The organism is Pacificispira spongiicola (assembly GCF_012926505.1).
In the GTDB taxonomy this organism is placed as follows: domain Bacteria; phylum Pseudomonadota; class Alphaproteobacteria; order UBA8366; family Aestuariispiraceae; genus Pacificispira; species Pacificispira spongiicola.
This window is the reverse complement of record NZ_JABBNT010000001.1, coordinates 1,064,806-1,089,738: the sequence shown is the minus strand read 5'-3', so window position 1 is coordinate 1,089,738 and position 24,933 is coordinate 1,064,806. Positions and strand designations below refer to the sequence as shown.

General features: G+C 61.5%; 24 protein-coding genes. 13 read left to right on the top strand and 11 right to left on the bottom strand.

What is annotated here, in order from left to right; translation table 11 throughout:
• The first annotated feature begins 142 nt into the window (after positions 1 to 142).
• Positions 143 to 1,816 (top strand): formate--tetrahydrofolate ligase, encoded by a 1,674-nt coding sequence (locus HH303_RS05055; protein ID WP_169624077.1) that lies wholly within the window; start codon positions 143 to 145, stop codon positions 1,814 to 1,816.
• A gap of 72 nt (positions 1,817 to 1,888) precedes the next feature.
• Here the strand turns inward: HH303_RS05055 and serA are convergent, their stop codons facing one another.
• From serA to HH303_RS05040, 3 genes are all read right to left on the bottom strand, one after another.
• Positions 1,889 to 3,151: a phosphoglycerate dehydrogenase gene (serA, locus tag HH303_RS05050; protein WP_169624076.1), complete on the bottom strand. Its 1,263-nt coding sequence runs from the start codon at positions 3,149 to 3,151 to the stop codon at positions 1,889 to 1,891.
• A 102-nt stretch (positions 3,152 to 3,253) separates the two neighbouring features.
• Positions 3,254 to 3,856: a hypothetical protein gene (locus tag HH303_RS05045; RefSeq protein ID WP_169624075.1), complete on the bottom strand. Its 603-nt coding sequence runs from the start codon at positions 3,854 to 3,856 to the stop codon at positions 3,254 to 3,256.
• A gap of 113 nt (positions 3,857 to 3,969) precedes the next feature.
• A complete protein-coding gene (locus HH303_RS05040; RefSeq protein WP_169624074.1) occupies positions 3,970 to 4,728 on the bottom strand; it encodes a 3-deoxy-manno-octulosonate cytidylyltransferase in 759 nt (252 codons plus the stop codon).
• A 212-nt stretch (positions 4,729 to 4,940) separates the two neighbouring features.
• Here HH303_RS05040 and HH303_RS05035 point away from each other — a divergent pair, with 212 nt between their 5' ends.
• From HH303_RS05035 to HH303_RS05010, 6 genes are all read left to right on the top strand, one after another.
• A complete protein-coding gene (locus HH303_RS05035) occupies positions 4,941 to 5,504 on the top strand; it encodes a c-type cytochrome (RefSeq protein ID WP_169624073.1) in 564 nt (187 codons plus the stop codon).
• A gap of 93 nt (positions 5,505 to 5,597) precedes the next feature.
• A complete protein-coding gene (hisN, locus tag HH303_RS05030) occupies positions 5,598 to 6,380 on the top strand; it encodes a histidinol-phosphatase (protein ID WP_169624072.1) in 783 nt (260 codons plus the stop codon).
• Between the two features lie 51 nt (positions 6,381 to 6,431).
• Complete coding sequence (locus HH303_RS05025; RefSeq protein ID WP_169624071.1) at positions 6,432 to 8,288, top strand: extracellular solute-binding protein; 1,857 nt, start codon at positions 6,432 to 6,434, stop codon at positions 8,286 to 8,288.
• 4 nt (positions 8,289 to 8,292) lie between these two features.
• On the top strand, positions 8,293 to 9,372 hold the full coding sequence (locus tag HH303_RS05020; protein ID WP_169624070.1) for a microcin C ABC transporter permease YejB: 1,080 nt from the start codon (positions 8,293 to 8,295) through the stop codon (positions 9,370 to 9,372).
• On the top strand, positions 9,369 to 10,454 hold the full coding sequence (locus HH303_RS05015; protein WP_169624069.1) for an ABC transporter permease: 1,086 nt from the start codon (positions 9,369 to 9,371) through the stop codon (positions 10,452 to 10,454). Before HH303_RS05020 ends, HH303_RS05015 begins: the two co-directional genes overlap by 4 nt.
• Positions 10,455 to 10,461: 7 nt before the next feature.
• A complete protein-coding gene (locus HH303_RS05010; RefSeq protein WP_169624068.1) occupies positions 10,462 to 12,102 on the top strand; it encodes an ABC transporter ATP-binding protein in 1,641 nt (546 codons plus the stop codon).
• Between the two features lie 2 nt (positions 12,103 to 12,104).
• On the opposite strand, the gene HH303_RS05005 is transcribed toward HH303_RS05010, so the two are convergent.
• Positions 12,105 to 12,425 carry a heavy metal-binding domain-containing protein gene (locus HH303_RS05005; protein ID WP_169624067.1) on the bottom strand — a complete coding sequence of 107 codons (321 nt, stop codon included), beginning with the start codon at positions 12,423 to 12,425 and terminating at the stop codon, positions 12,105 to 12,107.
• 79 nt (positions 12,426 to 12,504) lie between these two features.
• On the opposite strand from HH303_RS05005, the gene HH303_RS05000 reads away from it, so the two are divergent.
• On the top strand, positions 12,505 to 13,755 hold the full coding sequence (locus HH303_RS05000) for an MFS transporter (protein ID WP_169624066.1): 1,251 nt from the start codon (positions 12,505 to 12,507) through the stop codon (positions 13,753 to 13,755).
• A 3-nt stretch (positions 13,756 to 13,758) separates the two neighbouring features.
• Here HH303_RS05000 and dapB read toward each other — a convergent pair whose 3' ends face one another.
• The 3 genes from dapB to HH303_RS04985 all read right to left on the bottom strand — a co-directional run bounded on the left by dapB (position 13,759) and on the right by HH303_RS04985 (position 15,451).
• Positions 13,759 to 14,562, bottom strand: a complete 804-nt coding sequence (dapB, locus tag HH303_RS04995; RefSeq protein ID WP_169624190.1) for a 4-hydroxy-tetrahydrodipicolinate reductase — start codon at positions 14,560 to 14,562, stop codon at positions 13,759 to 13,761.
• An 87-nt stretch (positions 14,563 to 14,649) separates the two neighbouring features.
• The gene (locus HH303_RS04990) at positions 14,650 to 15,060 is read right to left on the bottom strand and encodes a DUF2000 domain-containing protein (protein ID WP_169624065.1); all 411 of its coding nucleotides are present in this window, start codon (positions 15,058 to 15,060) and stop codon (positions 14,650 to 14,652) included.
• A 4-nt stretch (positions 15,061 to 15,064) separates the two neighbouring features.
• On the bottom strand, positions 15,065 to 15,451 hold the full coding sequence (locus HH303_RS04985; protein ID WP_169624064.1) for a cupin domain-containing protein: 387 nt from the start codon (positions 15,449 to 15,451) through the stop codon (positions 15,065 to 15,067).
• Positions 15,452 to 15,501: 50 nt separating this feature from the next.
• Between HH303_RS04985 and HH303_RS04980 the strand changes: the two genes are divergently transcribed.
• Together HH303_RS04980 and HH303_RS04975 are read left to right on the top strand one after the other, a co-directional pair.
• The gene (locus tag HH303_RS04980; RefSeq protein WP_169624063.1) at positions 15,502 to 16,374 is read left to right on the top strand and encodes an AraC family transcriptional regulator; all 873 of its coding nucleotides are present in this window, start codon (positions 15,502 to 15,504) and stop codon (positions 16,372 to 16,374) included.
• A gap of 103 nt (positions 16,375 to 16,477) precedes the next feature.
• Positions 16,478 to 17,083, top strand: coding sequence for a DJ-1/PfpI family protein (locus tag HH303_RS04975; RefSeq protein WP_169624062.1), 606 nt, complete (start codon positions 16,478 to 16,480; stop codon positions 17,081 to 17,083).
• Between the two features lie 12 nt (positions 17,084 to 17,095).
• On the opposite strand, the gene dnaJ is transcribed toward HH303_RS04975, so the two are convergent.
• Positions 17,096 to 18,259 (bottom strand): molecular chaperone DnaJ, encoded by a 1,164-nt coding sequence (dnaJ, locus tag HH303_RS04970; RefSeq protein ID WP_169624061.1) that lies wholly within the window; start codon positions 18,257 to 18,259, stop codon positions 17,096 to 17,098.
• Between the two features lie 67 nt (positions 18,260 to 18,326).
• Entirely contained in the window at positions 18,327 to 20,243 is a 1,917-nt protein-coding gene (dnaK, locus tag HH303_RS04965) for a molecular chaperone DnaK (protein WP_169624060.1), read from the bottom strand.
• A gap of 319 nt (positions 20,244 to 20,562) precedes the next feature.
• On the opposite strand from dnaK, the gene HH303_RS04960 reads away from it, so the two are divergent.
• Positions 20,563 to 21,135 carry a hypothetical protein gene (locus HH303_RS04960; RefSeq protein ID WP_169624059.1) on the top strand — a complete coding sequence of 191 codons (573 nt, stop codon included), beginning with the start codon at positions 20,563 to 20,565 and terminating at the stop codon, positions 21,133 to 21,135.
• Positions 21,136 to 21,166: 31 nt separating this feature from the next.
• Here HH303_RS04960 and HH303_RS04955 read toward each other — a convergent pair whose 3' ends face one another.
• Positions 21,167 to 22,087 carry a LysR family transcriptional regulator gene (locus HH303_RS04955; protein ID WP_169624058.1) on the bottom strand — a complete coding sequence of 307 codons (921 nt, stop codon included), beginning with the start codon at positions 22,085 to 22,087 and terminating at the stop codon, positions 21,167 to 21,169.
• Between the two features lie 152 nt (positions 22,088 to 22,239).
• Here HH303_RS04955 and HH303_RS04950 point away from each other — a divergent pair, with 152 nt between their 5' ends.
• Positions 22,240 to 22,422, top strand: a complete 183-nt coding sequence (locus HH303_RS04950; protein ID WP_169624057.1) for an RSP_7527 family protein — start codon at positions 22,240 to 22,242, stop codon at positions 22,420 to 22,422.
• A 32-nt stretch (positions 22,423 to 22,454) separates the two neighbouring features.
• Here HH303_RS04950 and HH303_RS04945 read toward each other — a convergent pair whose 3' ends face one another.
• The gene (locus tag HH303_RS04945) at positions 22,455 to 23,351 is read right to left on the bottom strand and encodes a 50S ribosomal protein L11 methyltransferase (RefSeq protein ID WP_169624056.1); all 897 of its coding nucleotides are present in this window, start codon (positions 23,349 to 23,351) and stop codon (positions 22,455 to 22,457) included.
• A 190-nt stretch (positions 23,352 to 23,541) separates the two neighbouring features.
• Here HH303_RS04945 and HH303_RS04940 point away from each other — a divergent pair, with 190 nt between their 5' ends.
• Entirely contained in the window at positions 23,542 to 24,912 is a 1,371-nt protein-coding gene (locus HH303_RS04940; protein WP_169624055.1) for a hypothetical protein, read from the top strand.
• Positions 24,913 to 24,933: the final 21 nt, after the last annotated feature.

Genomic DNA, 24,933 nt, shown 5'->3' with positions numbered 1-24,933 from the left:
TCTCCAAAGCAATAGAGGTCGCGGCGAGGTTGTCCGTGCGCCCTTATTCCGCCTAGCAATATGCGGCGTGACGGATGGATACGGGAATGGGTCTTCGTGTCGTTCGGACCGCCGCAATTTTTCAGGAGCAGGGATCAGGGCCATGAGCAAATCCGACATTGAAATCGCCCGGGAAGCGTCGATGAAACCGATCACCGAGATCGGTGCGAAACTTGGCATTCCGGCCGAAGAGCTGATGCAGTTCGGCCCGAACAAAGCGAAGTTGAGCTTCAACTATCTTGAAAGCCTTAAGGACAAGAAGGACGGCCATCTGATCCTGGTGACGGCCATTTCCCCGACCCCGGCGGGTGAAGGCAAGACGACGACCACCGTCGGCCTCGGCGACGGTCTGAACCGCATCGGCAAGAAGGCGATGATCTGCCTGCGCGAGCCCTCGCTGGGCCCGTGCTTCGGTGTGAAGGGCGGCGCGGCCGGTGGCGGTTACGCTCAGGTCGTCCCGATGGAAGACATCAACCTGCACTTCACCGGCGACTTCCACGCCATCACCTCCGCCCATAACCTGCTGTCGGCGCTGATCGACAACCACATTTACTGGGGCAACGAGCTGGGCTTCGACGAACGCCGTATCGCATGGCGTCGCGTCATGGACATGAACGACCGCGCCCTGCGCGACACCGTTGTCTCCCTGGGCGGTGTGGCCAACGGTTTCCCGCGCCAGACCGGTTTCGACATCACCGTGGCGTCCGAAGTCATGGCGATCTTCTGCCTGGCCGACGGTCTGAAGGACCTGGAAGACCGCCTGGGCCGCATCGTCGTGGGCTACACCCGCGAGCGCAAGCCGATCCTGGCGCGCGACCTGCAGGCCGAAGGTCCGATGACGGTTCTGCTGAAAGACGCGCTGATGCCGAACATGGTGCAGACGCTCGAAAACAACCCGGCCTTCATCCATGGCGGCCCGTTCGCGAACATCGCGCATGGCTGCAACACGGTGTCTGCGACCAAGGCCGCGCTGAAGGTTGCCGACTATGTCGTGACCGAGGCCGGTTTCGGTGCCGATCTGGGGGCCGAGAAATTCTTCGACATCAAATGCCGCAAGGCCGGTCTGGCGCCGGAAGCCGTGGTCATCGTCGCGACCGTCCGTGCGCTGAAGATGCATGGCGGCGTCGCGAAGGACCAGCTGGGTGACGAAAACGTCGACGCGCTGAAGAAGGGCCTCGCCAATCTGGGCCGCCACATCCGCAACGTCGGCAAGTTCGGCGTCCCGGCGGTGGTCGCGATCAACCGCTTCATCAAGGACACCGATGCCGAGCTGGCCGCGATCCAGGAATTCACCAAGACCCTGGGTGTCGAAGCCATCGTCTGCGAACATTGGGGCAAAGGCTCCGAAGGCACGGAAGCGCTGGCCAACCACGTCACGAAGCTGATCGACGGCGGTTCGGCGCAGTTCCGCACCCTGTACGACGACGAAACCTCGCTGTTCGACAAGATCAACACGATCTGCCGCGAAATCTATGGTGCGGAAGAAGCGATCGCCGACAAGAAGGTCCGCGACCAGTTGAAACAGTGGGAAGAAGAAGGCTACGGCAACCTGCCGGTCTGCATGGCGAAGACGCAGTACAGCTTCTCCACCGATCCGAACCTGCGCGGCGCGCCGTCGGGCCACACGGTGCCGGTACGTGAAGTGCGCTTGTCGGCTGGTGCGGGCTTCATCGTCGCCATCTGCGGTGAGATCATGACCATGCCGGGCCTGCCTCGGAAGCCGGCGGCGAACACGATCCGCTTGGACGACAACGGTCTGGTTCAAGGACTGTTCTGATCGTCCCAACCACGATCGGAATACAGAAAGGCCCGGAGCATCGCTCCGGGCCTTTTTCTTATTTGCTATCGATCAGCGCAGGACGCGGGCGCGCAACGTTCCCGGTAGGCCGCGGATTTCGGCGACGATATCCCAGGCATTCTCGACAAAGCCTTTGGCGTCCAGCACGACATAGCCGATCTCGCCGGCGGTCTGGTAATGCTGGGCCTCGATATTCACTTCGCGATTGGCGAAGACGTCGTTCAGGCGCCGCAACTCGCCGGGGATGTTCTTCTGAACCTGGATGAAACGGGTGACATCCATGCGCGGCGGCAGTTGGACCTGCGGGAAGTTTACGGCGCCGACCGTCGATCCGCCATTGGCGTATTCGGACAGTTTACGGGCGACCTCCTCGCCGATGCGTTCCTGGGCTTCTTCCGTCGAGCCGCCGACATGCGGGGTCAGGATGACATTGTCCAAGCCCTGAAGCGGCGATTTGAAGCGATCGTCGTTCGACCGTGGTTCCACCGGGAACACGTCGACGGCGGCCCCCGCCAGATGGCCGGATTTCAACGCGTCGGCCAAAGCGTCCAGGTCAACGACCGTGCCGCGGGCATTGTTGATCAGATAGGAACCGGGCTTCATCCGCGCCAGTTCCGCCGCGCCGATCATATCCTTGGTCTGGGGTGTTTCCGGCACATGCAGGGTGACGATGTCAGCTTCCGCCAACAGGTCGTCCATGGTCGTCATCGGTTCGACATTGCCATGGCGCAGCTTGTCGGTGTGATCGTAGTAGACGACCCGCATGCCCATCGCTTCCGCCAGGATCGCAAGCTGCGTGCCGATATTGCCGTAGCCGATGATCCCCAGCGTTTTGCCGCGCAATTCGCGGCTGCCCGATGCGGACTTGTCCCAATCCCCGGCATGGGCGGCGGTCGAACGCGGGAATGTCCGGCGGAGCAGCATGACGGCTTCGGCAATCGTCAGCTCGGCGACGCTGCGCGTGTTCGAGAACGGCGCGTTGAAAACGGGAATGCCACGGCGTTGGGCGGCGTCCAAATCGATCTGGTTCGTGCCGACGGAAAAGCAGCCGACGACCCGAAGCTTGTCCGCCTGCTCCAAGACTTCGTCGGTCACCTGACTGCGCGACCGGATACCGAGAATGCGCACATTGTCGGCCAGAGCCTCCGCCAGGTCGTCGCCGGCCAGCGCGCCCTTGCGCAGGTCGATATTGCGAAAGCCGAGCGCCTTGAAATGGTCGACGGCGCGCGGAGAAATGCCCTCCAGCAGCAGAATTTTGGATTCGGCGATATCTTCGGCCAGAACGGTCGAGGGGGAGGGAGCACTTTTGCTCATGGCGGCATGTCCTCTCGATTTTGCGACAGCGAGAGGCTTCTAACGCGTCCGGGCAGGGCCGACAAACCCCATCTTCAGGACCGAGCGATTAAACTCTTATGATTACTGGATGGTGATGACTGGGCCGGGGGTGGTTCCAGTCGTACCCGTCGTGCCGGTGGTTCCTGTCGTGCCGGTTGTACCGATTGTTGTCCGTTCGGCCGTTCGACCCGCGGGGGCGACAACGACGTCGACTTCCACCCCGGACTGAAGCGGCAGGATACGCACAGTGGCGAAGCGTTCCCCTTTCACATAGGTCAGGGAAGTCCGGCGCGACCGGACGATGGCTGTTTCGACCCAGCCGTATTCCGGCATGTTCCGGCGCATGAATTCGACGACTTGAACCGGTTGGTTCGCATCGCCGACCATGACCACTTGCCCGGTCCAGGCCAGATCGTCGCCTACAATGACGGTATCGCCCAAGACGACTTGAGATCCCGGCGGTACCGGCAAATCCGGAATGGTCAGGATATTCGGCGGCAATTCGCCTTCCGGTGCGACGGCGCTGGGATCGTTCGGAGAAACCGCCTGAACGCCCGCGACCGGACCCCGTTCAGTTGATCCGCCGACGGTATTTTGAAGGCAACCGGCAAGCGCCGACGCGGCACAAATCATCAACGCCGTTCGCGCGGAAATTTTCACCCTATCGAGCGACGGGATCGGCATATGCCCCAGTATCCTTTAAATAATAAATGTTTCTAACGCCATTCAGGCGTGATTCGAACGCATCCGGCAATGGATTTTGCCCAGAATCCGCGAAATTCCATCACTTCGCGTGCTCATTTGCCCGAAAGCAGTGTCCGCGCCCGGTCAAGATCTTCCTGGGTATCGACACCGAGGGGAACCGTATCGACCAGCGCGGCATCGATCCGCATGCCGTCCTCAAGGGCGCGCAACTGTTCGAGGCGTTCGCGGCGTTCCAAGATACCGGGCGGTAGAGCGACGAAACGTCGCAAGGCGTCCCGTCGGTACGCGTAAAGGCCGATATGGTGATACAGCGGCCCGTCACCCCAGGGCGCGGTTGCACGGGTGAAGGTCAGGGCGCGCGCGATTCGAAATCCACCATCCGGGGCGGACGGGGCGAAACCCGCAACCAGCTTCACCACATTCGGATTGGTTTTTTCTTCTTCGACCCGGATTTCGGCGGCGATGGTGGACAGGCCGACTTCCGGTTCGCGGACAAGGGGCGCCAGAACAGCACGGATCGCCACCGGATCCAGCGTCGGCAAATCACCTTGCACATTGATCACCGTGTCATAGTGGCCTTGGGGGTCCAGGCTTTCCAAGGCTTCATGGATGCGGTCCGAGCCGGACGGATGATCGGGGTCGGTCAGGATCGCCTGATGGCCCGTCGCGCCGACGGCGTCGATGATCTCCTGATCTCCGGCCGCGACAATGACGGGGCCGAGATCTGCTTCCAAAGCGCGTTCCACGCAATGCACGATCATCGGCTTGCCGTGGATATCCGCCAGCGGTTTGTTCGGCAGTCGGGTGGAGGCAAGCCGTGAGGGGATTAGCACGATCGGTTTGAGCGACATGCGCCTGGCACCTTCTTGATTGGAAAAAACGATGTTCGGGCCCCGCTCGGGTAGCCCCACCGTTGATTAACAGGGACGGACAGGATATATCGCTGGACGGACATGGCAATCCGTGTACGCGATCCGCAAGGCAGCGCCGCACGGAAGATGCCGAGTTTTTGTTTGCCGAATGGGGCTACCACCATCGTGCCGGTACGGTTTGGGGATTCGCAATGACTAAAGATCCGCTTCTCATCAACAAGATCGCTGCCGCTATTCTTGTGGCCGGCCTCCTGGGCATGGTCTCCGCGGAACTGGCGAGCGCGCTTTACAACACACATGAAGAGCATGGCGAGGAAGCCGCGCAGGCCTTTGTGATCGCGGAACCGACCGAAGGCACCGACGTTGCCGCCGCGCCGGCCGACGCCGCGCCCGCCGGACCGGGCGATATCCTGCCGATGCTGGCCAGTGCCGATGTGGGCAAGGGCGAAAAGGTCGCGAAGAAATGTGTGGCCTGTCACGACTTCACGCCGGGCGGCCCGCATAAGGTCGGCCCGAATCTCTACGGCCTCCTCAACGAACCGCAGGGGCAGCGCGACGGCTTCTCCTATTCCGACGCGGTCGCCGGTCTGGGCGGTACGTGGTCCTATGACGAACTGAACCATTTCCTGTACGATCCGTCCGGTTACGCGCCTGGCACGAAGATGAGCTTCAAGGGCGTCCGCAAGGACGAAGACCGCGCGGACCTGATCGCCTATCTGCGCACGCTGGCCCAAAGCCCGGCGCCGTTGCCGTAAGGCGGGGCCGCGCAGGCTCGTTTTTAAGGTTGGGCGGCGGGCCTTGTTCGCCGCCCTTTCTTTTGCCGACCGACAGAGGATGGGGACAAACGGATGACAGGCATTTCCGAAGAGTGGGTTGAACTGGCGCACGATCTGGCCGATCTGGCGCGGCCTATCGCGGCACGTTACTTCCGCACGCCGCTGGACATCGTGTCCAAGGCGGATGAAAGCCCGGTTACCATCGCCGATCGGACGATCGAGGAAGCGATGCGCGTCGAAATCGAACGGCGGTTTCCTCACCACGGTATCCTCGGCGAAGAACATGGCTCCGTCCGTCTGGATGCGGAAGCCGTTTGGGTCCTCGACCCGATCGACGGGACGAAGGCGTTCATTTCCGGCATGCCCCTGTTCGGAACGCTGATTGCCTGCTGCATCGGCGGCGTGCCGGTCATCGGCATCATCGATCAACCGATTCAGCGCGAACGCTGGGCCGGTGTGGCGGGGCAGCGGTCGACCTATAACGGCGCGCCGATCCGCACGTCCGGCAAGACCGATCTGTCCGATGCGATCCTGTATTCCACCGGTCCGGAAATGTTTGACGACACCCCGGAAGAACGGGGTTTCGCGAATCTGAAAGCCAAGACCGCGCTGACGCGGTATAGCGGCGATTGCTACGCTCATGCATTGCTAGCCTCCGGTCATGTCGACCTTGTCGTCGAATCCGGCCTGCAACCTTATGACTATTGCGCGCTCGTGCCCGTCATCGAAGGGGCGGGCGGCGTGATTACCGACTGGGATGGGCAGGGTCTGACCATCGCGTCCGATGGGCGCACCGTGTCGTCCGGTAATCGCCCGCTACATGCCAAGGCATTGGAAACCTTGCGTCGCGGATAGTTTTCGGCACACTGTCGCGCAGGCCTTTCCGCGACCGGAGCCCAAATCTTCATGCGTTTCCTGACCTTTGTCCTATTGCTGCCCGCGTGCTGGATCGCCGCGGCGCCGCTTTGGGCATATGACGCGATTGCGCAGAACACGGTCGTGCGATCCCACGGTTGGGCGATCCACGGTGAATTGGCCTATCCCCCGGATTTCAAGCATTTCGACTATGTAAACCCGGATGCCCCCAAGGGCGGCGAATTGGTCCAGGGCGCGGAAGGAACATTCGATTCTCTGAATCCCTATATTACCAAGGGTAATCCGGCCATCGGAACGAATGATATCTACGACACATTGATGGCCGATGCTTGGGACGAGCCGAACAGCGAATACGGGTTGCTGGCAGAATGGATCGAGGTTGAAAAGGACGATGACGGCATCTTCACGGCCGTGCGTTTCGGCTTGCGTCCGGAAGCGAGATTCCACGACGGGCACCCGATCACGGCGGAAGATATTGTCTGGTCCTTCAATATATTGCGAGAGCAGGGCGCGCCACAATATCGGTTCTACTATGCCAGCGTGACGGAGGTTCTTGCCCTGTCCGACAGGACCGTCGAATTCCGCCTGGCCCCCGGCGACAATCGCGAAATGCCGGTTATCCTGGGGCAGGTGCCCGCCCTGCCGAAACATTATTGGCAGGACAAGGACTTCACCCGCACGACGCTGACCCCGCCGCTGGGCTCCGGCCCATACAAGATCGGTGCCGTGCGCGCGGGGCAGTCGATTACCCTGATCCGCGTGGACGACTATTGGGGTAAGGACCTGCCGGTAAATGTCGGACATCATAATTTCGCATCGATGCGATACGAATATTTTCGCGATCCGACGGTGATGCTGCAGGCGTTCAAAGCCGGAAACCTGGATCTGAGGGAGGAAAATACCTCCAAGTTCTGGGCGACCGCCTATGACGTCCCCGCCGTCGATGACGGGCGGATTCTGCGCAAGGAATTCCCGCATCACCGACCGGCGGTGATCCAGGGCTATGTCATGAACCTGCGCCGTCCGATCTTTCAGGACATCACCGTGCGGGAGGCGATGAGCTACCTGTGGGATTTCGAATGGGTGGATCGGGTTGTCACCTACAATGCCTATCAGCGTACGGACAGTTACTTCGAAAATTCGGAAATGGAGGCGCAGGGGCTACCGGGACCGAAGGAACTGGAAGTCTTGGACCCTCTGCGCGGCCAAGTCCCAGACCGTGTCTTCACGCAAGCCTATCACGCGCCGGTATCCGACGGCAGCGGCATCAACCGCGACAATCAGATCAAGGCCATGGAGCTGATGAAGCGGGCGGGCTGGGTCGTGCGGGACGGGAAATTGGTGAATGCCGAAACCGGACAGCCTTTCGCGGTCGAGATCCTGTTGAGTTCGGAAGCGCTGACCCCGCATACACAAACGCTCCTCCGAGGGATCGAGCGGTTGGGCGGGCAGGTGACATTGCGCATCGTCGATGCGGCACAATATCGGGCTCGGTTGGACAGCTACGATTTCGATATTGTGGTCGGCGTCTGGGGTCAGTCGTTTTCCCCCGGCAATGAGCAGCGCGAATACTGGGGCAGCGCGTCGGCGGCGCGGCCCGGCGGCCGAAATCTGTTCGGTATTTCCGACCCGGCGATCGATCGGTTGATCGAGGAATTGATCGCCTCCCCGGACCGCGAAACCCTGGATGCGCGTTGCCGTGCCCTGGACCGGGTGCTGCAATGGAATTTCTTCATGATCCCGATGTTCCACAGCAAGGCCGATCGCTACGCTTTCTGGAACCGGTTCGGCTATCCGGAAACGCCGCCAATGCATGGGACGGAAACGGATTTTTGGTGGGTGGATGCGGAAAAGGACCGGGCCTTGAAACGACGCGGGCGGAAATAGACGCATGTACGCATACATCGTCAAACGGCTGTTGCTGATCGTGCCGACATTGTTCGTCATCATGGCGGTGAACTTTGTCGTCATCCAGGCGGCCCCCGGCGGGCCGATCGACCAGATCATCGCCCAATTGAAGGGGGAAGCCCCGGATGCTCTGCAGCGCGTGTCGGGCGGTGGTGCGGATATCGCGGTGTCCAATGATCGGCAGACGCGGGCGTCGCGCGGCCTGCCGCCCGAATTCATCGCGGAATTGGAACAACAGTTCGGTTTCGACAAGCCGATGTACGAACGCTTCTTCGACATGGTCTGGAACTATCTGCGCTTCGATTTCGGCGACAGCTATTTCGCCGACCGGTCGGTGATCGGATTGGTGCTGGATAAGCTGCCCGTATCGATCTCGTTGGGGCTTTGGACGACGGTGATCACCTATCTGGTGGCCATCCCCCTGGGCATCGCCAAGGCGGTGCGGGAAGGCAGCAAGTTCGACATCTGGACATCCGCCGTTCTGTTCGCGGGCTATGCATTGCCGAACTTCCTGTTCGCCGTCGTGTTGATCATCCTGTTCGCGGGCGGACAATATCTGGAATGGTTCCCTCTGCGCGGTCTGGTATCCGAAGATTTCGCCAGCCTGACCCTGTGGGGGAAGATCGTCGATTACTTCTGGCATCTGGCCCTGCCCTTGACGGCGATGATCGTCGGCGCATTCACCACCCTGGCCATGTTGACGAAGAATTCCTTCCTGGACGAAATCAACAAGCAGTATGTCGTGACCGCCCGTCAGAAAGGGCTGGAAGAACGCCGCATCCTTTACGGTCATGTTTTCCGTAACGCCATGCTGATCGTGATCGCGGGCTTTCCCAGCGCCTTTATCTCCATCCTGTTTACGTCGTCGCTGCTGATTGAAGTCATCTTCTCCCTCGACGGATTGGGGGCCTTGGGGTTCGAGGCGACGTTGAACCGGGACTATCCCGTCATGTTCGGGACCCTGTACATGTTTACTCTGTTGGGGTTGGTCCTGGGGCTGGTCGGGGATCTGATGTATGTGGCGGTCGATCCGCGCATCGATTTTGAGGAGCGCGAGGGATGACCGCGCCCACCTCGAAATTCATGGCTCCCCAGATCGTGGGCCCCAAATTCATGGGCATCCGCATTTCGCCGGTGACGCGGCGGCGCCTGTCCCTGTTCCGTCAGAACGGCCGGGCCTATTGGTCGCTGGTGATCTTCCTGATCCTGTTCGTACTGTCGCTGTTCGCCGATTTCCTGGCCAACGACAAGCCGGTGGTCGTGGTCTATGACGGCCATGTTTATTTCCCGATCGTCGAATTCGTGCCGGAAACCGCTTATGGCGGCTATTTCGAAACGGAAGCCGTGTATGACGACCCGGTCGTCCGTGCATTGATCGATGCGAAGGGCTGGTATGTGATGCCGCCGATCCCCTATGGCAACGGACGGCCCGCGCTTGATCTGTCGGGGCCGGCTCCGACGCCGCCCGACGCCAACCATTGGCTGGGTACGGATGACGAGGCGCGAGACGTCGGCGCGCGGTTGATCTACGGCTATCGGATATCGATCCTGTTCGGCCTGGCTCTGACCCTGGTCAGTTCGGTGATCGGTGTCACATCCGGTCTGTTCCAGGGATATTTCGGCGGATTGCTGGACCTGTTCGGGCAACGGTTCATCGAAATCTGGTCCAGCATGCCGACCCTGTTCCTGCTGATCATCCTGGCGTCCTTCGTGGAACCGAATTTCTGGTGGTTGCTGGGGCTGATGATGCTGTTTTCCTGGCCGACCCTGGTCGGACTGGTGCGGGCGGAAACCCTGCGCGCGCGCAATCTGGATTACGTGAAGGCGTCCAAGGCGCTGGGCGTCACGGACGGCACGATCATCCGACGCCATATCCTGCCCAATGCCATGATCGCGACCATCACCTTCCTGCCTTTCATCGCAACGGGGTCGGTGACGACGTTGACGGCCTTGGACTTCCTGGGCTTCGGTCTGCCGCCCGGTTCCGCGTCGCTGGGCGAATTGCTGAAGCAGGGGAAGGAAAACCTGCAGGCGCCCTGGCTGGCGCTGACCGGCTTTTTCACCATCGCGATCATGTTGACCTTGTTGGTTTTTATCGGCGAGGGTGTTCGCGACGCCTTCGACCCGCGCAAGAAAGTGACTTGAGGAGCCCATGAGCCAACCGCAAGACGATCCATTGCTGACGGTCGAAGACCTGTCCGTCGAATTCAGCGTCCCCGGCGGCAGTGTCGCCGCCGTTCGCCATGTCGGTTTCTCCATTGCCAAGGGGGAAACCCTGGCCCTGGTCGGCGAAAGCGGATCGGGCAAGTCGGTCACGGCGCTGTCGATCCTGCAATTGCTGCCCTATCCGGCGGCGCGGCATCCGAACGGGTCGATCCGGTTCCGCGGCAAGGAATTGCTGCATGCGAAGGAGTCGGCGCTGCGCGCCGTGCGCGGCAACGACATCGCGATGATATTTCAGGAACCGATGACCAGCCTGAACCCGTTGCACACGGTCGAGCGGCAGGTGTCGGAAGCCCTGATCATCCATAAGGGGATGACCCGCCGCGAGGCGCGCCCCCGCGTGCTGGAATTGTTGGAGAAGGTCGGTATCCGGGACGCGGAATCGCGGCTGGGCGCCTATCCGCACGAATTGTCCGGCGGGCAGCGGCAGCGTGTGATGATAGCCATGGCGCTGGCGAATGAACCGGATCTGCTGATCGCCGACGAGCCGACGACGGCGCTGGACGTCACCATTCAAGCGCAAATCCTGAAACTGCTGAAGGATCTGCAGCGGGAAACCGGCATGGCGATGCTGTTCATCACCCATGACCTGGGTATCGTGCGCACAATCGCGGACCGGGTTTGCGTGATGCAGAACGGGCAGATCGTCGAATCCGGCGAGACCGCCACGGTCTTCGACGCCCCGGACCATGCCTATACCAAAACGCTGCTGGCGGCCCAGCCGTCGGGCCGAAAACAGCCCGTGCCGGACACGGCGCCGATGGTGATGCAAGGCACCGGCGTGAAGGTCTGGTTCCCGATCAAGAAGGGGCTGATGCGGCGCACGGTCGCCAATATCAAGGCGGTGGACGGTATCGACGTCGCCGTGCGGGAAGGGCAGACCGTCGGCGTCGTCGGGGAAAGCGGGTCGGGCAAGACGACGCTGGCCATGGCCCTGCTGCGCCTGATCCATTCCGACGGGGGGATCGCCTTCGAAGGCAGCGCCATCGACGGCGTGGAAGGCCGCAACCTGCGAAAGCTGCGCCGCCGCATGCAGATTGTCTTTCAGGACCCGTTCGGCAGTCTGAGCCCGCGCCTGTCGGTGGGGGAGATTGTCGGCGAAGGCCTAGACGTCCACGGAATCGGATCAAGCGCCGCCGAGCGCGACCAAATGGTTGTCGACGTCCTGCGGGAGGTCGGGTTGGACCCGGACAGCCGCCATCGCTATCCGCATGAATTTTCCGGCGGGCAGCGCCAGCGTATCGCCATCGCGCGGGCCCTGATCCTGAAACCCCGCTTCGTCGTCTTGGATGAGCCGACATCGGCCCTGGATATGTCCGTCCAGGCGCAGATCGTGGACCTGTTGCGCAACCTGCAACAGGCGCATGATCTGGCCTATCTGTTCATCAGCCACGATTTGAAGGTCGTGCGGGCCATGGCCGATACGGTGATCGTCATGCGCGACGGCAAGGTCGTGGAGGCAGGATCGGCGGATACCATCTTCGACGCGCCGCAAACCGCCTATACCAAGGCCCTGATGGCCGCGGCTTTTGAAATGAAGGCGGACGAAAGCGGCGCGGTCGCGATATAGCGTCAGGCGAGCGTTACCGCCGTGCCGTTGGCGACGACCATCAGCATGCCGTTTTCCTTGCCCAGAACTTCATAGTCCAGGTCGACGGCGACGATGGCGTCGGCGCCCAGCTCGGCGGCCTGTTCCTGCATGTCTTCCAGGGCGGCTTCCTTCGCGTCGCGCAGAACCTTTTCATAGGACCCGGACCGGCCGCCGACGATATCGCGAATGCCCGCGAACATGTCGCGAAAGATATTGGCGCCGATGATCGCCTCGCCGCTGACGATGCCCTTATAGGCGGAAATGCTGCGGCCTTCGACGGAGTCGGTGGTGGTGACGATCATGGCGGTCTTCTCCCTTAGGTGATAAGCAGGTTCGCGAAACGCATTCTGGACCGCGAAGGTAGCGGGGGAGAGATAAAAAATGAACCGAAAAGCGGTCGTCGGCTGGTGTCTTTACGATTGGGCCAATTCCGCCTTTCCGACGCTGATCTCCACCTTCGTCTTCGCGACCTATTTCACGCGCGGTATCGCCGAAACGCCGGAAAAAGGAGCCGCCGACTGGGGCTATGCCATGTCGCTGGCGGCCCTGATCATCGCTGTCGCGGGACCGGTTCTGGGCGCGATATCCGACCGCGCGGGACGGCGAAAACCGTGGCTGCTGATCCTCACCCTGATCGGCGGCGTGTCGACCATGGCGCTGTGGACGGCGGAGGCGGATTCGTCCTTTGTCTTTCAATCGCTGGTTCTCGTTGTCATCGGCACGGTCTGTTTCGAATTGGGTATGGTGTTCTATAACGCCATGCTGCCCGATGTCGCGCCGGCGCATATGACCGGACGAATTTCCGGTTGGGGTTGGGGATTGGGCTATGCCGGTGGATTGGCCGCCCTGGTGGTCAGTCTGGTCCTGTTCGTGCAGCCGGACCCGGCTCTGTTCGGCCTCTCCCGCGAGGCCAGCGAACATATACGCGCCATCCCAGTCCTGGCCGGGGCCTGGATGATCGTGTTTGCCGTGCCGCTGTTCCTCATGGTGCCGGATCGGCGGGGCAGCGGCCTGACCACACGCCAAGCGGTCCGGGAAGGCCTGTCGACGCTGTGGGGGACGCTGCGGTCGCTTCCCGAACATCCGGCGGTCTTTCGCTTCCTGATCGCGCGCATGTTCTATATCGACGGGTTGAACACGCTGTTTGCCTTCGGCGGGATATTCGCCGCCGCGGTCTACGGCATGGAAAGCGAGGAAGTGCTGCTGTTCGGCATCTCGCTGAACGTCACGGCAGGATTGGGAGCCGCCGGGTTCGCCTTCCTGGACGACAAATGGGGACCGAAACCGGTGATCGCGATTGCCGTCGGGGCGATCGGGATTTTGGGCCTGTCCATGCTGTTGGTGGACAGCAAGGATGTGTTCTGGGTGCTCGGACTCGGACTTGGTCTGTTTCTGGGGCCGGCGCAGGCGGCCAGTCGGTCGATGATGGCGCGTTTGTCGCCGCCGGAGCTGACGACGGAATTCTTCGGCCTCTATGCCCTGTCCGGCAAGGCGACGGCCTTCATGGGGCCCGCGCTGCTGGCCCTGGCGGTGGAAGCGACGGACAGCCAGCATTGGGGCATGGCGACGGTCCTGCCCTTCCTGGTCGTCGGGTTGCTGTTGCTGAAAGGCGTTCGGCCGCCCAAGCGCTGATACTTAGTCAAGACCCAGCACGTCCCGCATGGTGTACAGGCCGTAGGGCTGGCTGCGCGCCCATTTCGCGGCGCGGACGGACCCGGCGGCGAAGATGCGGCGGTCCGTGGCCTTATGCGTGATTTCAATCCGTTCCCCCGCCGCGGCGAAGATGACCGAATGTTCGCCGACGACATCGCCGCCGCGCAGCGTGGCATAGCCGATCTTGCCCGGCACCCGCGCGCCCGTATGGCCTTCCCGCGAATAGACCGCGGCATGGTCGTGATCGACCCCGCGCCCCTTCGCGGCGGCCTTGCCGAGGCCGAGCGCGGTGCCCGACGGAGCATCGACCTTGTGCCGGTGGTGCATTTCCACGATTTCGATGTCGTAGTCGTCGCCGCCCAGAATGGACGCGACCTTTTCCGTCAGCGCCAGCAGCAGATTGACCCCGACCGACATATTGGGGGCATAGACGACCTGTGCATGGCGGGCGGCGAGTTCCAGGGCGGCCTCGTCGTCCTTGCCGAGACCCGTCGTGCCGACGACATGGACGGCATTCGCCTGGGCGCAGAGGCGCGTATGGTCGACCGTTGCCGCCGGGGTGGTGAAATCGATCACCGCATCGGCGCGGGCGATGACCTCCGCCGGGTCTTCGGTGATCGCGACGCCCAGCGCTTTTACCCCCGCCAGTTCGCCGACATCCACCCCGATCAGGGACGATCCTTCGCGGCCTGTCGCGCCGCTGATGCGGCAGCCGTCGGTCATGGTCACTTCCTTCACCAGCATGCGGCCCATGCGCCCCGCCGCGCCCATGATCGCAATATTCAGGATGGAATCGCTCATCGCCGTGCCCTTTATCGTCGTTTCGCCCTTATAGACGAAACAGGACGCGGCGGGTCAAGCCCGGTGGAGGGGTCAGGGGTGGCGTTTCAACCCATTGATGACCTTGTCCACATCCTTGCGCGGGCCGTGCACGGCGACCCCGACAAGGTCCAGGGCGTCCGACCCGACCGCTTCGACCACCGCCCGGTTGGCGTCGTCGTGATCGGTTGCGAACATATCGGCGGTATAGATCGCGGGGGTCAGCCCACGACTGACCGCACGCTGCCGCGTCCGGCGCAAGGTATCCGTATCGGCCGTCAGGACGAAGATCGGCTCCCGGATCAGCGGCGAATAGACCGTACCGTCCGCGTCGCGATAGGCCTCCCCCAAGATTTCCGGGTTGCCGCCTGCTAGTCCGCCCGCCAGGAAGGCCGCCACGTTCAAGCCCTGCCAGGGCAACAGGTCGCCATGCAGGACAATCGCCATTTTGGTTTCGAAATGCATGGGATCAGTCCTCTTGCCGCAAATGGGCGGCTTGATTGTCCACCGATACGGATAGCGGGCTATCGACGGTCCCGGTATGCAGGGTTTCCGCCGGTTCGACGAACAGGACCCAGGCTTCCTCCGGCGCGTGGGGATGATGCCAAACGCCGCGCGGCGTGACGTGGCATTGCCCTGCCTTCAGCACGGCTTCGCTGCCATCGTCGTAGCGCAGGCAGAACGTGCCCTTGATGACGAAGAAGAATTCGTCCTCGTTTTCGTGATTATGACGGACGAATTCGCCTTTCATCTTGGCCAGTTTGACATACTGACCGTTGGCCAGCGCGACGACGCGGGGGGAGAAATACTCTGTGATCTGCGCGAATTCGTCGTCGAGAGTCAGAACGGGATTCATCGGAATACCTTTTCAATTGTCGGATGCGCTGGGTTTGTTAGGCTTTGGACATGGAGTCTACGCAACACGACTTTTCCGGTATTGAACGAATGTGCGGGCCGGAAGGGAAAGATTGGGTGCGCATTGCGCCCGATGAAGGTCCCGACGGTCCGGAACGGATCGAAGCCCGTTTCGGCGGTCCGGCCTACTCGCCGCACCGGCACGATACCTATGCCCTGGGCCTGACCATGGACGGGGTGCAGTGCTTCACCTATCGCGGGGAAGGGCGGACCAGCCTTGCCGGGAATTCGATCGTGCTGCATCCCGACGAATTGCATGACGGTCATTCCGGGGTGGAAACGGGGTTCCGCTATCGGATGGTCTATATCGATCCGGAAACCATCTTGGACGCGTTGGACGAAAAGGCGCGCAGCCTGCCTTTCGTGCCGGGGGCGGTGATGGACGACCCGCGTCTGGCGGCGGCGCTGGTTCCCGCGATCCGCGATTTGGACCATGGCGTAACACCCTTGGAATGGACCGGGATCGTAACCGGCATCGCCGATGCGCTGGCGGCGCTCGACAAGTCGCAACAGCCCGCCCGCCGGACACCGCCCGACACCGGGGCCGTGCGCCGTGCCAAGGCGGCGATGCTGGACCGGCTTGAGGCCGATATCGGCATGGACGACCTGGAAACGATCACCGGACAATCCCGCTTCGCGCTGGCCCGGCATTTCCGAAATGTTTGCGGGGTCAGTCCCCATCGCTGGCTGACCTATCGCCGCCTGGACCGCGCCCGCGCGGCGATGGCGGACGGCGAGTCGCTTTCCGCCGCCGCCGCCGTGGCCGGGTTCGCGGATCAGGCCCATATGACGCGCCACTTCAAATCCGCCTACGGCATGACGCCGGGGCATTGGCGCGGCGTTCTGACGATGGGCACGGACTGACCCCAAATTCCTAAATTGTCAGAGGGACAATGCAGTCGTTGCGTTCCGTCCGGCGGGCGGGACATCCTGTGGCGAAAGGCCGAAACGTCGACAGGAAAAGCCCGTGCAGATCGCCATTCTGACCTTTAACGGGTTCAACGAGTTGGACTCCTTCGTCGCCGCCGGAATCCTGAACCGGATGAAACCGGCGGGATGGAAGGCGCATATCACCTGTCCGACGGAAACGGTGACCTCCATGAACGGGGTGACGGTGCAGGCGGAACAGCCCCTGGAATTCGCGGCGCAGGCGGATGCCGTCCTGTTCGGCAGCGGCATGAAAACGCGCGACGTGGCACAGGACGACAGTATCCTCAGCCGCATCACCCTCGATCCCGACCGCCAGATTATCGGCGCGCAATGTTCCGGGACGCTGCTGCTGGCGAAACTGAGCCTGTTGGGCGACCGTCCGGCCTGTACGGACCTGACGACAAAGCCTTGGGTCGTGGAAGCCGGGGTAAAGGTTCTGGACCAGCCGTTCTATGCGGAGGGCAATATCGCCACGGCGGGCGGTTGCCTCGCCTCCCAATACTTGGCGGCCTGGGTCCTGATGCGCGGCGCGTCGAAGGCGGATGCCGAAGCGGCGATCCACTATGTCGCCCCGGTCGGGCAGAAGGAAGAATACGTGGAACGGGCGATCGGCGCCGTCTCGGCCTATATGCCGAGCGTATAGGCGCCGTTTCCCTTACTCCGTCAGGTCGTCCCAGAATTCCTTGACCTTGGCGAAGAAGCCTTCGCTTTCGGGGCTGGTATTCTTGCCCTTTCCTTCGTCGCGAAACTCCTTGAGAAGTTCCTTTTGACGCTTGGACAGGTTGACCGGCGTTTCGACGGACAGTTCGATGAACATGTCGCCGCGTTGTTCGCCGTGCAGGACCGGCATGCCCTTGCCGCGCAGGCGGAAGCGCTGTCCGGCCTGGGTGCCTTCCGGGACCTTTACCTTGGCGCGGCCGCCGTCGATGGTCGGGACCTCGATTTCGCCGCCCAGGGCCGCATCGGCCATGGAAATCGGCACGCGGCAGAACAGATGCGCGCCGTCGCGTTCGAACAGGCGGTGCGGGGCGATGGTCAGGAAGATATACAAATCCCCCGCCGGTGCGCCGCGCAGGCCGGCCTCGCCCTCGCCCGTCAGGCGGATGCGGTTGCCTTCCTCCACCCCTTTCGGGATCGTGACGTTGAGCGTCTTGTCCTTGTGCATGCGGCCTGAGCCGGAGCATTTGCGGCAGGGCTTGTCGATGGTCGACCCCTGGCCATGGCAGGTCGGGCAGGTGCGTTCCACCGTGAAGAAACCCTGGCTGGCGCGGACCTTACCGTCGCCGCCGCAGGTCGGACAGGTGACGGGCTGCGCGCCGTCTTCCGCGCCGGTGCCGTTACAGGAATCGCAGGAAACCGCCGTCGGCACCTTGATTTCGACCGACCGGCCCTTGAAGGCGTCTTCCAGCGAGATTTCGAGGTTATAGCGCTGATCGGACCCGCGCCCGGACCGCTGGCCACCTCGGCCGCGGCCACCGCCGCCACCGCCCATGAAATCGCCGAACATTTCCTCGAAGATATCGGTGAATCCGCCGAACCCGGCCCCGCCGGACGCGTGACGGAAGCCGCCTGCTCCACCGAAACCGCCGCCCTGTTCGAACGCTTCGTGTCCGAAGCGGTCATAGGCCGCGCGCTTCTGTTCGTCCTTCAGGACTTCATAGGCCTCGCCGACTTCCTTGAACTTGGCTTCCGCTTCCGCGTCGCCCGGATTGCGGTCCGGGTGATATTGCATGGCCAGTTTGCGGTACGCCTTTTTCAGTTCGTCCGCCGACGCGCCCTTCTGGACGCCGAGAATTTCGTAGAAATCGCGTTTGGACATCATCCCCTCCTAAAGGAGAACCCCGCCGGAAGATTTCTCCATCCGGCGGGGCCCACCCTAATCCTGGTTAGGACTTGTCCTTTTTGTCGTCGTCGACTTCTTCGAAGTCGGCGTCGACCACCGTTTCGCCATCGTCATCCGTGGCGGAAGACGGCTGTTCGCCCGCGTCCGCTTCGGCCTGGGCGGCCTTGTACATGGCTTCGCCCAGCTTCATGGACGCCTGCGTCACGGCTTCGGTCTTGGCCTTGATCTCTTCCAGATCGTCGCCGTCCTTGACGTCCTTCAGTTCCGCGATCGCCGTTTCGATGGCGGACTTCTCGTCAGCGGACAGGGCGTCGCCATGATCCGCCAGGGCCTTTTCCGTCGTGTGGACGGCGCTGTCGGCGGCGTTGCGGGCTTCGACCAGTTCCTTACGCTTCTTATCTGTGTCCGCGTTGGCTTCCGCGTCCTTGACCATCTGGTCGATCTCGTCGTCCGAGAGACCGCCGGAGGCCTGAATACGGATCTGCTGTTCCTTGCCGGTGCCCTTGTCCTTCGCGGAGACGTTGACGATGCCGTTGGCGTCGATGTCGAAGGTGACTTCGATCTGCGGCATGCCGCGCGGCGACGGCGGGATACCGACCAGGTCGAACTGGCCGAGGATCTTGTTGTCCGCCGCCATTTCGCGTTCACCCTGGAAGACGCGGATCGTCACGGCCGATTGGTTGTCCTCTGCGGTCGAGAAGACCTGGGACTTCTTCGTCGGGATCGTGGTGTTCCGGTCGATCAGGCGGGTGAAGACACCGCCCAGCGTTTCGATACCCAGCGACAGCGGGGTCACGTCCAGCAGCAGTACGTCCTTGACGTCGCCCTGCAGCACGCCCGCCTGGATCGCCGCGCCGATGGCGACGACTTCATCCGGGTTCACGCCGCGATGCGGTTCCTTGCCGAAGATTTCCTTCACCGTTTCGATGACCTTGGGCATGCGGGTCATGCCGCCGACCAGGATCACTTCGTCGATTTCGGACGCTTTCAGCCCGGCATCCTTCAGCGCGGATTTGCAGGGGCCGACCGTGCGCTTGATCAGATCGCCGACAAGGCTTTCCAGCTTGGAACGGCTCAACTTGATGTTCAGGTGCTTCGGACCCGAGGAATCGGCCGTGATGAAGGGCAGGTTCACATCGGTCTGGGTCGAGGACGACAGTTCGATCTTCGCCTTTTCCGCGGCTTCCTTCAGACGTTGCAGCGCCAGACGGTCGGAGCGCAGGTCGATGCCCTGTTCCTTTTTGAACTCGTCGGCCAGGTAATCGATGATCGCCTGGTCAAAATCCTCGCCGCCCAGGAAGGTGTCGCCGTTGGTCGACTTCACTTCGAAGACGCCGTCGCCGATTTCTAGAACGGACACGTCGAAGGTACCGCCGCCGAGGTCATAGACCGCGATCGTGCCGCTGCCCTTCTTCTCAAGCCCGTAGGCGAGTGCCGCGGCCGTCGGTTCGTTGATGATGCGCAGAACTTCCAGGCCGGCGATCTTGCCGGCGTCCTTGGTCGCCTGACGCTGGCTGTCGTTGAAGTAGGCCGGGACGGTGATGACCGCCTGTTCGACCGTTTCGCCGAGATAGGATTCGGCGGTTTCCTTCATTTTCTGCAGAACCATCGCGCTGATCTGCGAGGGGGCGTATTTCTCGCCGCGCACCTCGACCCAAGCGTCGCCGCCGTCGGCCTTGATGATCTTAAACGGCGCGTTCTTGATGTCCTTTTTCACTTCCGCATCGGTGAAGCGGCGCCCGATCAATCGCTTGATGGCATAAAGCGTGTTTTCCGGATTGGTGACGGCCTGACGTTTGGCCGCCGGACCGACAAGACGTTCGCCGTCTTCCGTGAAGGCGACCATGGACGGGGTCGTCCGCGTGCCTTCGGAGTTTTCAATGACCTTGGCATTGGACCCTTCCATCACCGCGACGCAAGAGTTCGTCGTGCCCAAGTCGATACCGATAACCTTACCCATGCTAATCCTCCTTTGCTAAGCGGGCATCGCCGGACCTGAACTGTCAGCGTCGCTTGGATGCCCCTCGTACGGAACCGTTCCGATGGTTGGACCCGAGGCGGGATTTCGGAACGATCAATCTCCGACGGGTATATAGGATCACCGCCACGTGCCTGCAACCATCCCATTAAAAGTGGCGGTCGACGGTGAGGCATTGGACAGGCGGGGCGGGTTCAGCGATAACCTACCACAACCATGTGTCGTGTTTTGTATTTCTACTAGAGTTATATATCGGATTGTGATATCCGAATATCTGCTTGGAAGGGATCGGGGGCGGTTCATGGCGCGTTTCTATATGTATGGTTCAGAAAACGGTCTTCAGGCCGATTTCGAACTGTGTTCGAGGGCCCATGAAGACGAACTGACCGATCCTGCCGATTGGTGTGCAGAACAGCGGTTCATGCATGACTGGTTCAATCGCAACGCTGTCGACGGGTTCTTGCCGAAATCCGTGCCGATCGACGGCTTGTTCGCCCTTGTCGGATATATCCACAAAATAGAAATTTCCGTGGAACGCGACGATTTCCGCTATCGCATCTATGGCGAACGCATCGCCTATGCCGCGAATTGCCCGATGCAGGGACGGTGGGTATCCGAATTCGCACCGATCGTGGCGAAAATGTTTCTAAAAATTTACCGCGACCTGCGCGACAATCCCCGATTCTATGTCGGTGTGACCCGGTATGAAGGGGAGGGACTGCGCACGCCCGCGTATTACAGGGCGATCGTCCCCGTCGGCAATACGGAGACGGGTACACAGGGTTTCATCACCCTGGACCTGCCGGAAGACAAGCAAGGCATGCTGGTTCCAGCCGCGACGCCGGAAACCGCCGTCGCCCGCGCCAGTCGCTGACAGTCTGTCGTCCCACGCTGCTTAAACCGACTTAAAGACTGTTGGCGCCGCGCTCCCACGGCGGGGTGCCGGAGAACGCCTTCGCCAGATAATCCACGAAAGCCCGGGTCTTCGGCGCCAGATTGTGCCGGTCGGAATAGACGGCCAGCAGTGACGATTCCTCGAACACATGATCCGGCAGGATACGGACCAGACGCCCGGCGGCGATGTCTTCCCCGATTAGATAGGTCGACAGACGCGCGATGCCGATCCCGGCCAGCGCCGCGTGATAGACCGCGTCCGCGCTGTTCGCCTGGAAATTCCCCGAAACCTTATAAGAAACGCGCCCGGTCGGCGTATCCAGCTCCCATTCGTTCCAGCGGGACATGATCGTCATGGTCAGGCAATTGTGCTTCAGCAAATCCGCCGGGGTTTCGGGATAGCCGAACCGTTCAACATAGCTGGGCGCGGCGCAGCAGACTCGCCGGTTATTGGCGATCTTGCGCACGATACTGCTGGAATCCTCAATCTGTTCGGCGAAGCGGATGGCGACATCGACCTCGTCCGCGACCAGATCGATCGGTCGGTCCGTCAGTTCCAGGGAAATTCGGACGTCTTCATTCTGGCGCAGGAATTCCGTCAGGATCGGCAGCAACTGCGTCTTGCCGAAGGCGACCGTGGCCGCGATGCGCAGCAATCCCTGCGGATGGTCGCCCAGGGAGACGATTTCTTCCTCCGCATCGGCGACCTTCTTCGATATTTCGACGCAGCGTTCGTAGAACAGCTTGCCTTCCTCGGTCAGCGACATGCGCCGGGTAGAGCGGTGCAGCAATCGCACGCCCAATCGGTCTTCCAACTGTCCGATCTGTTTGCTGATCGCGGACGGGGTCAGCCCCTCGCGCCGCGCCGCCGCCGAAAAACCGCCTTCTTCGACCACTTTGGCGAAGAGAATCATCTGCGGTGCAAGATCCATCTATTTTTTCCTCTACCGAACAAACGGTTCAACTCGAACCCATCTTATCGCAACTGCGAAATCATACTATCTCATTGTGCACTGCAACATCAAAAGCGGATGAAGGCATCCGGAACTGGATGTTGGCAGATCCGATTAAGGAGACTTGAACAATGGCTCACGATAACCTCTACGATCACTACCGCCCTCTTTCGGCGACCGAACTGAATGCGGTCATTGAGCAGGCGCATGTGATGCGCGCGCAGGCAATCCGTGGTCTGTTCGGGACCATGTTCCGCGGACTGCGCGGAGTTCTGCACACGCAAGGCGCCGGCCCGGCGACCGCGGCCCGCTAAAAACGGCCCGCTAACGCCCGGTCGCCGACAGCTTACCGGGACGCTGGTCCGCGCCGCAACAGCAGCGCCGACCAGCCGTCCCGCCTAAGCCGACCGTGCAGGCTCAACCCCTGCATGCGGTAGGCGGACAGGACCATCGCTTCCTGTTCGATCAGCAGTCCGGACAGGATCAGGCGCCCGTTGGGCGTCATGGCGCGGCAGATGTCCCGGGACAGGGTCATCAAGGGGCGCGCCAGGATATTCGCCACGATCAGATCGTACGGCCCCCCGTCCCGGATCACCGGATGGGTCAGGCCCGGCGCGGTCGCCAGTTTCAGTTTCGGCCCGTGGGTGCCGTTCAAGACGGCGTTCTCGCGCGCCACACGAACGGCTTCCGGATCTATATCGCTGCCGATCACCCGGCGGGACAGGTGGCCCTTCACCATGCCCATGGCCAGGATCGCGGTGCCGCATCCCAGGTCCAGTGCCCGCTTCACCGTCACCCGCTGGCGGATCAGCCCGTCGATCAGCATCAGACAGCCCCATGTCGTCGCATGGGTCCCCGTGCCGAAGGCCGTACCCGCATTGACCAAGAGCGGCACCGTGCCCGACGGCGGCCTTTCCGTCTGAAACTGCTGATGCACATAGAACCGCCCGGCGCGGATCGGCTGAAAGCTTTTCTGATTTTCCGTCACCCAGTCGATTTCCGGCAGGGGGGCGACGATCGGGTCCGGATTCGGCACCCCGGCTTCCGTCGCGGCCTGCGCCAGGCGCGGTGCCAGATCGACCATCGGCGGCATGCCTTCAGTATAGAATTCCAGCGACCAGGACGGCCCGCCTTCCCATTCGAAGGCGGCGGTGCCCAGGCTGTAGTCTTCCACGGCAAGCTGAAACGGCACGACCGAGGCCTCGTCGGGCAGAATCAGGATTGTTTTGTATACGGTTGTCATGGCGCTGATGTAGCCGCGAACCGCACGCCCTGCAAGTTGTCAGTCATGGTCGCCGAAGCGGAATCCGGCGGTTCGCAGACCCCGCGGCGGCCGTTCCCTTCGGGGACGTGTGCCGATCAATGAGTTGTGTTACGGTAAGTTGACGATTTGATGCGGTTCCCGCCATGCACGCGATGTCCGGAGATGTAGATTGCCGGCAAAACGACTGGAATATTCAAACGAAGTCCTGGAAACCCTGACGTCGATGGGGGCCCTGTCCGATCTAAAGCTCGGGCAGATCATTTGCATCGGTGTCGATGAGGTCAAGGCGGCACTGGGCGACGGGAAATGGGCGAAAACAGAAGAACTTGTCTCCAAATTGATCGAAAAAACGATTTTGGAGAAGTGCAGCCCCGAAGACCGGTTTTTTAAATGCCGGGACGCTTCCTTTCTGATTTTTTTTGCCAATCCCGACCATGACCGGGCCGTGGCGATTTCCGCGTCCGTCGCGGCATCGGTGAACGATGCGCTGTTCGGCCAGGAAGACATGGGCGGGTTGACGGTGCGTGGGGTGGTCAGCACCCCCGAAGGCGTGAAGCTGGATCAGGGCCGCAATCCTTACGATGTCTTGGAGGAACTGCAACGCAAGGCGGAAAAACTGGTGCTCGGCGACGCCGGTCGAGTTGCCGGGCAGTCGACGATGGCCGCTATCGACGAATTGTCGAAATCGCAGATTAAGAAACCCGGTGAAATCAAGAAGGCGCGGCTGGCGTTTTCCCAGGACCGAACGGACTTATTGGGAAAGTTGTCTAAATTCGAGGATTCACCGATCGAATTCAAATTCCTACCGGTATGGCGGGTCCGGGAACGGATGGTGCGCACTTTCCTCTGCGTACCCTCTAAAGAATCGGCGATTTCAGGGGAACCGATTTGGAACTATTCCGTTCTGGGAAGTGAGCCGGAACTGGAAGACATCGTCGATCTGGACCTCGCGGTTATGGAGCGGGGATTGCTGAAGCTCACGGACAGTCTTATTGCGGGACACTCGACCTTTCTGGCGTTGAATCTTCATTTCGAGACATTGGCCAGCAAGAAGGGAAAGGAAGAGGTTCACGACTTTCTGGGCCATTTGCCGCCGCAAATTCTGCAACGCGTCTTTCCGAACATCATGCACATCCCGCCGGGCATCCCGGAGGGGCGTCTGCGCGACGTGATTTCCCAGATCAGGAAGGTCATGAACCTGCCAAGCGTGCTTATCGACCCGGAAAAAATGGAGCGCGACTTTACGTCGTTATTGCGACGAATGAATGCCAGCGGCATTCCGAGCGTTTTCATCCGTCTGCGCGACAAGCCGACCAAGGCGCAGTTGAAATGGACGGCAGACGTGGCGGAACAGACGAAGAAGCTGGGCGGTGTCGCCGGTGCGACCGGGGTCGCGGACGACAAGACCTTGATGGAACTCGCTTATAGTCAGTTGGATTTCTGCGGCGGTCCGGTTTTCGGTGGTCCGTTCGACGATATCCCGACACCGTTCCCCTATGGTGCCGGGAATCTCGAAACCAATACCGGTTCCGGTCGATAACGAGCGGGCCGACGTCGCAGC